At 61.2% G+C, this 6,647-nt stretch carries 6 protein-coding genes; all 6 read left to right on the top strand.

The annotated features are described in order from the left end of the window. On the top strand, positions 1-1,622 hold a 1,622-nt coding region (locus Q1K49_RS14680; RefSeq protein ID WP_300526713.1), incomplete at its 5' end, for a molybdopterin-dependent oxidoreductase. Then, a complete protein-coding gene (gene hypA, locus Q1K49_RS14675; RefSeq protein WP_300526712.1) occupies positions 1,615-2,013 on the top strand; it encodes a hydrogenase maturation nickel metallochaperone HypA in 399 nt (132 codons plus the stop codon). The genes Q1K49_RS14680 and hypA, both read left to right, overlap by 8 nt. Then, entirely contained in the window at positions 1,998-2,678 is a 681-nt protein-coding gene (gene hypB / locus Q1K49_RS14670; RefSeq protein ID WP_300526711.1) for a hydrogenase nickel incorporation protein HypB, read from the top strand. The genes hypA and hypB overlap by 16 nt, the downstream gene beginning before the upstream one ends. Then, complete coding sequence (locus Q1K49_RS14665) at positions 2,675-4,696, top strand: UvrD-helicase domain-containing protein (protein ID WP_300526710.1); 2,022 nt, start codon at positions 2,675-2,677, stop codon at positions 4,694-4,696. Before hypB ends, Q1K49_RS14665 begins: the two co-directional genes overlap by 4 nt. Beyond that, positions 4,656-5,561, top strand: coding sequence for a dephospho-CoA kinase (gene coaE / locus Q1K49_RS14660; protein WP_300526709.1), 906 nt, complete (start codon positions 4,656-4,658; stop codon positions 5,559-5,561). The genes Q1K49_RS14665 and coaE overlap by 41 nt, the downstream gene beginning before the upstream one ends. Continuing rightward, a partial coding sequence (locus tag Q1K49_RS14655) for a CBS domain-containing protein (RefSeq protein WP_300526708.1) occupies positions 5,519-6,647 on the top strand: 1,129 nt, incomplete at its 3' end. The genes coaE and Q1K49_RS14655, both read left to right, overlap by 43 nt.

Below are 6,647 nucleotides of genomic sequence, written 5' to 3'. Positions count from 1 at the left end.
TTTTTGCGGCCCTCGGCGGATGTACGCGAACTGTGGGGTCGCTCTGCGGTTCCGCTGGAAACAGAGGATTGCGCAATTGCTTCGGCGAGGTGCCGGTGCAACGTCCCGAGACGACGCAGCGCTTTGCCGGGGGGGTCCTTTTTTGGGGAAGGAACGCTCTGGAGACACACCCCCATGTAGTGCCCCTTCTGCGGGAGATTCGGCGACGAGGCGGCGAAGTCGCTTCCGTGGAAATCCGGAAAAGCGTCACCGCAGCCTTTGGAGACCGTTTTTGGAGAGTGCGCCCCGGCGGTGACGCCTTTCTCGCCGCTTTTCTGTGTCGTCGCCTTGTGCTGGAGGGACGCTGTTCGCCCACCTGGAGTACCCGCGCTCGGAACGCTGCGGCTTTTTCGGCTTTTCTGGCCGGCCTGGACGAGGATATGCTCCTCGAAAATGCAGGAATGCCTCGGGAGGAAGCAGCGGAGTTGCTTGCGTGGCTTTGTCGCTTCCTCCCGGTGACGCACTACGGTGGATACGGAATGCAGCGCTACCTCTCGGGACACCTTCAGTTCTGGTGGCTCGGCGCCCTGGCGGTGTTGTTGGGTGCCTTCGAGAGTCCGGGAGGCGGTGTCGTTTTCGGCAAAGACGAATCCGCGCTGTTTCCGAAAGAGTTTCTCCCGCTTTTTCCGCTGGAAAGGCGCCTGCCCATTGCCGCCTGGTTCAGGGAACTGCCCCGTTGCAGTCCTCCCGTGGAACTTCTGGTGGTGACCTGCGCGAATCCTCTGCGTCAGAGTCCTCAGAGTGAGAGTCTGGCTCGGGCGTTCCGGAACATTCCCTTCAAGGTCTGTGTGGACCATGTCCTCACCGAAACCGCCGCCGCGTGCGATCTTGTTCTTCCCGCGACGACCTTTCTCGAAGAGGGCGGCGATTGGCGTGGTTCCTACTGGCACAACTATCTTGTCCGGAGCGAGCAGGTTTTCTCGCCCCGGGGGCAGGCCTTGTCGGACGTGAGGATTTTCTCTGGTTTCGCCGAGGCGTTGGGCCTTACGGTAGACCTTGAGGAGCGCAAGCATCTCATGGATGCGCGACTTCTCGCCGACACGCGGCTGGAGTGCGTCGGCGAGGGGCTTTACAGGTGGGATGAGCCGGAATTCTGGAGATCGGAGGATGCCTGTGCGTCGCTTCCGCTGGAGCTTCCTCAACGTGGGGATGACGGCACAGCTCTGTCTCGGGAAGACATGACGCTCTCTTCGATGCCCGATGTCGTTCCCGAGACGGAGGACCGGAGGCATGTTCCGCTTCGGCTTGTGACGGTTCACGTGGCGGCGTACACGAACGGCCAAAGTCGACATGTGAGAGGTCTCCCGGATCTGCCGGAATGTCGCATGGCTCCCGACGAGGCCGGGGAGCGCGGATTTTCCGGGGGAGAGCGTCTTCTGTTGCAGGGAGAAAACGGTGAGGGCAATGTGGAGGTTCACCTTGTGGTCGATGCCTCGCTCGGGAGAGGGTACGTCATTCTTCCCCAGGGACTTTCGGGAGTGAATAGCCTCACGAAGGCTCTGGTGAGCTCCGGATACGGTGCTCCCTATGCGGAGAGCCGCGTGATCGTCACAAGGCCGAAGGGTGCGTCCGCCCGTGCATGAACTCTCGCTTGTGGAAGCACTCTGCAAGGAACTGCTGCAACAGGGACAGGAACAGGGATGGGCTACAGTCACCCGGATTGTCCTCCGGGTGGGAGAGATGCGTCAGGTGGTTCCCGATGTGCTCTTGTTCTGTTTCGACGTGGCCTCAAAAGGGACGATTCTCGAAGGCGCCGTTCTCGACATCGTTCCTGTCCCGCTTCTCTGGACGTGTCGGGAGTGCGGGAATGTTTGGCCCGGTGATGCCGCATGCGCACTTTGTCCGAACTGTGGAGCCGTTCGGACGGAGCTGCGGGAGGGCATGGAACTGGAAATCGATTTTGTGGAAGTCGAAGATTCCGAGGAAAGACCCGAAGAGGCGACGAAGGAGTGTCGATCATGCCGAGACTGGTAAACATTCGGCGGTCCGTCTTCGAGGAGGACCGGCGGAACGCTGCGGCTGTCCGGGAAGAACTGGGACGGCGGGGCGTGCTTCTGGTGAATCTCATCGGTTCTCCCGGCGCAGGAAAAACCACGCTGCTGGAGGCGACGCTGCGGAAAAATACGGAACGGCCGGAGGCGCGCCGTTTTCGGTGTGCCGTCATCGAGGGGGATGTAGCCACGAGCCGCGACGCGGAGCGCATCGCCGCTCTCGGTGTCCCCTCGGTGCAGATCAACACCGAGGGAGGGTGTCACCTGGAGGCGCATCTCGTCCGAAAAGCTCTCGGTGCGCTGCCGCTGGACGAGGTGGATCTTCTCTTCGTGGAAAACGTGGGCAACCTCGTCTGTCCGGCGGAGTTCGATCTCGGCGAGGATTTCAAGGTCGCTGTCTCCAGCGTTCCCGAGGGAGACGACAAGCCGCTCAAATATCCGCATCTCTTCCATCTGGTTCGGGCGGTAATTCTCACCAAGATGGATCTCGCGCCTTACGTCCGTTTTTCTCCCGAGCGCTTCTGGGGCGACGTGGAGAAGCTCAATCCCTCGGCACGGCGTTTTCTGGTCGATTCCATCCAGGGGGATGGGCTGGAGGAGTGGCTTTCCGGGCTCGACGAATGGCTTGAGGAGAAACGACGCCGATGACCGAAAAAATGCGCGTACCCGGCACAGCCGGGATGGATCTCCGAAATGCCCTGAACCCGCGTCAGGAGGAGGCGGTGCGTTATTGCGACGGACCTCTCCTCGTGCTCGCCGGCGCAGGGAGCGGCAAGACGAAGGTGCTCACGTCGAAGATTGCGCATCTTGTCTCTCAAGGGGTTCCTCGGGAACGCATTCTCGCCGTGACGTTCACCAACAAGGCCGCCGCGGAGATGCGCGACCGGGTCGCAAGCCTTCTGGGAGAAGGATCCGGAGTCTGGGGGAAGCGCTCGCTGCAGATCGGGACGTTCCATGCCTTCGGTCTCCGTTTCCTTCTGCGTTCGGGAGACGTTTTGGAGAAAAGAGGCTTCCGACGGAACTTTGTGATTTTCGACCGCAACGACACGCGGTCCCTGGTGAAGGAACTGCTTGCCGCCCAAGGGAATGTTCCGGCGGGCGGGCAGGAGAAGGAAGACATCGGAGGCATTCTGGAACTGTTTTCCCGTGCGAAGAACGAAGGAGACGTGCGAACCCTCGAACCGGTGGGATTGCGTGCCGCCATGAGGGAACTTTTCGACGCCTATACCGGTGCGCTTCGGGCGCAGGGAGCGCTCGACTTCGACGATCTCCTGCGACTCCCGCTGCACCTCCTCGCCACGGACGAGGAGGTACTCCGGAGGGAGCGAGGTTCCCTCGACTGGGTGCTTGTGGATGAATACCAGGATGTGAACCGCCTTCAATATCTTCTGCTCCGCATGCTCGTCGGACGCGAGGGACACATCATGGTCGTGGGCGATCCGGATCAATCCATCTACGGATGGCGTGGGGCGGACATGCGCATGATTCTCAACTTCGAGCGCGATTTTCCCGGAGCGAAGGTGGTGGTGCTCGATCAGAACTACCGCTCCTCCGCGACGATCCTCAAGGCTGCCAATGCGGTGATCCGAAACAACAACGCCAGAAAAAACAAGGATCTTTGGACGGTTCGGGACGGAGGCAATCCCCTTCACCTTCTTCTCGGAGGCAGTGAACGTCAGGAAGCGCTCTTTGTCGCGGAGGAGACGGAACGTCTGCGTAACGAGGGATACCGATACGGCGATGTGGCGGTTCTCTATCGCATGAACGCCCTGAGTCGCGTCTACGAGCAGGCATTCCTCGAAGGCGGCATTCCCTATCGGGTTGTTCGCGGGACGGCTTTCTACGAGCGAAAAGAAATCAAGGATGTACTCGCCTTTCTTCGTCTCGCCGTGAATCCGAGGGATCGTCTTTCCCTTTTCAGGGTGGGAAACATCCCTCCCCGGGGGCTCGGCAAAAAGGGGTTGGAATCCCTCGCGGAGACCCTCGAAAAAACCCGAGAAGGAGACGACGCCTTTCTCTGGGAAAGACTGGAGGAGACCGGAGCCGGATTGCGCGGCAAGGCCGGCGAGGGGGTCCGTACTCTGGCACGGCACATGCGGAACCTTGGAGAGCGGAAGAACGCCGTGGGAGAAGCCATCCGCTATGTGATGGACGCTCTTGAATACGCGGCCTTTCTTCGGGAGACTGAACCGGAGAATTGGGAGGAGCGGGAGGAGAACGTGTTCGAGCTTCTTTCAGTGATTCCTTCGGAGGGGACACTGGAGGAGTTCCTCGGGGAGGTGGCGCTCTTCACGGATCTGGATCGCCGGGAGGACGGTTCCGAGGATGCGGTGAACCTGCTCACGCTCCATGCGGCGAAGGGACTGGAGTTCCCCGTCGTCTTTCTCGTGGGAATGGAGGAAGGCATTTTTCCGCATGCCCGCTGCATCGAAGAGGAAAACGGCATCGAGGAGGAGCGGCGGCTCTGCTATGTGGGGATGACAAGAGCGGAGGAGCGCCTCTATCTGTCGGGAGCTCGTTCCCGGGTGCTCTTCGGGACAGTGCAGCGGAACGGATTTTCTCGGTTTCTCTGGGAGATTCCCGACGAATGCAGAACGATGGAGAACCGCAAGGAGGAGAGCGTCCATGGTGGTCGTCGGTTTGACCGGAGACGTCGGGGCTGGTAAGAGTACCCTCGCACACCTCTGGAGCGGGATGGGGGCGACGGTGGTGAGTGCCGACGCGATCGTGGCCCGGCTTTGGAATTCGCCGGACATCCTCGACGCGGTGCGGAAGCGCCTGGGGCCCGATGTCTTCGACGAAGAGGGGCGCGTGCGGCGTTCTGCTGTAGCGGAGCGCGTTTTTGCCGACGACGAGGCCTATCGGTGGCTCAACGGACTGTTTCATCCCCCTGTTCTTGAGGAGATGGAGCGGCTCGTGAGCGCCGCTTCCCGGTGGGTCGTGGCGGAGATTCCCCTCCTTTTCGAGGTGGGAGTGCCCTGGTGGATGGATCTGGTCGTGTTCGTCACGGCTCCCGAGGAAGTTCGGGCCGCAAGGAACGAATATCGGGGCATCGGCAGGGAGGCGCTTTTGCTTCGGGAACGACGACTCCTGTCTTCGGAGGAGAAAAAGGCACGTTCCCGTTTCGTTCTCGAGAACGGAGAGGATCTGGAGACCTTTCGTCGAAAAGGCAACGCCTTGGGGCTGCTCTTGCGCGGCATGGCGGAACTGCTCTCGGTGGAGTGTGCCTGCGCGTCCAGGGAGGAAGCGCTTTCCCTGGCCCGTATGCTCGTTCGGGAGAATCTTGCCGCCTGCACGCACGTTGTTCCGGTGGAGAGCGTTTTCCGGTGGAAGAGTGTGGTCGAAACCGAGGCGGAACACCTGCTCGTGGCGACGACCACGGAAAAGCTTTTTCCGGTACTTCGGGAGCGGCTTCTCGCCGCGCATTCCTACGAGCTTCCGGTGATCACCGCCCGGGAAGTGCGGCGGGGAAACGCGGCGGCACTCGAATGGATCGTTCGCTCCTGCGCCGCTTCGACGGAACTCTCATGAAGGTCATAACCAGCCACATCGGCTCGGATTTCGATTCTCTGTCAAGCATGGTTGCGGCGTCCAGACTCTACGAGGATGCGGTGCTCTGTTTCGCCGGATCGGCGACCCGGAATGTGCGGGAGTTCCTGAAACGGTTCGGTTTGCGCTGGCAGGTCCTCACGCCGCGAAAGATCGACCTGGATTCAGTCTCGATGCTGGTGTGCGTGGATGTGCGCGCCGCTTCCCGCATCGGCCCTTTCGCGTCCCTCCTCGGAAAGAAGAACATCGACGTACACGTGTACGACCATCATCCTCCCGTTCTCGATCCCATTCCGGCGTCGTTTTCCCTGATCGACTCTGTCGGAGCCACCACGACACTTCTCGTGGAGGTGCTTCGGGAGCGAGGCGTCTCCATCTCCCCTCAGGAAGCGACGCTTTTTGCCATGGGAATCTACGAGGACACGGGGGCGCTCACCTTCGGCGCCACCTGCCGGAGAGATTACGAGGCCGTGGCGTATCTCCGGGAGCTCGGTGCAGACATGACTATGATTCCTTCGCACATCGAGATCGCCCTCAATGCCGAGGAGCGAGGCTTGCTGGACGCTCTCGTGGAGAGTGCGAGAGAGCGCTACATCCGTGGCGCCAAGGTGGTTTTCGCCGATGCACGCATTGGAAGATACGTGGACGGTCTCTCTTTGTTTGTGCACCGGCTCCGGGACTACTACGACGCCGACGTGGCCCTCGCCGTCGTGGGCATGGAGCAGCGTACCTACGTAGTGGGACGGAGCAGGGAAGGTGTTCTGGACATGGCGGCATTTCTGGGAACCCTCGGCGGCGGGGGGCACGCCCAGGCGGCGTCGGTGACGCTCACCGCGGTGAAACCCGAGGACCTGCTCCCCGAACTGGAGCACCGCATCGAGGAGTGCGTCGAACCCTCCCTTCTTCTTCGGGATGTGATGAGCAGCCCCGTCATGGCCGTTTCTCCGGGAGTTTCCGTGGACGATGCCTACCGGGTTATGATACGGTATGGACACGCTGCCCTGCCTCTCGTGGAAGAGCATGTTCTCGTGGGGATCATCACCCGGAAGGACCTCGACAAAGCCCGGC

Source organism: Aminiphilus sp. (assembly GCF_029975095.1).
In the GTDB taxonomy this organism is placed as follows: Bacteria; Synergistota; Synergistia; order Synergistales; family Aminiphilaceae; genus Aminiphilus.
Note: the sequence above shows the minus strand (reverse complement) of the source record. Positions and strands in the feature narration are given on the sequence as shown.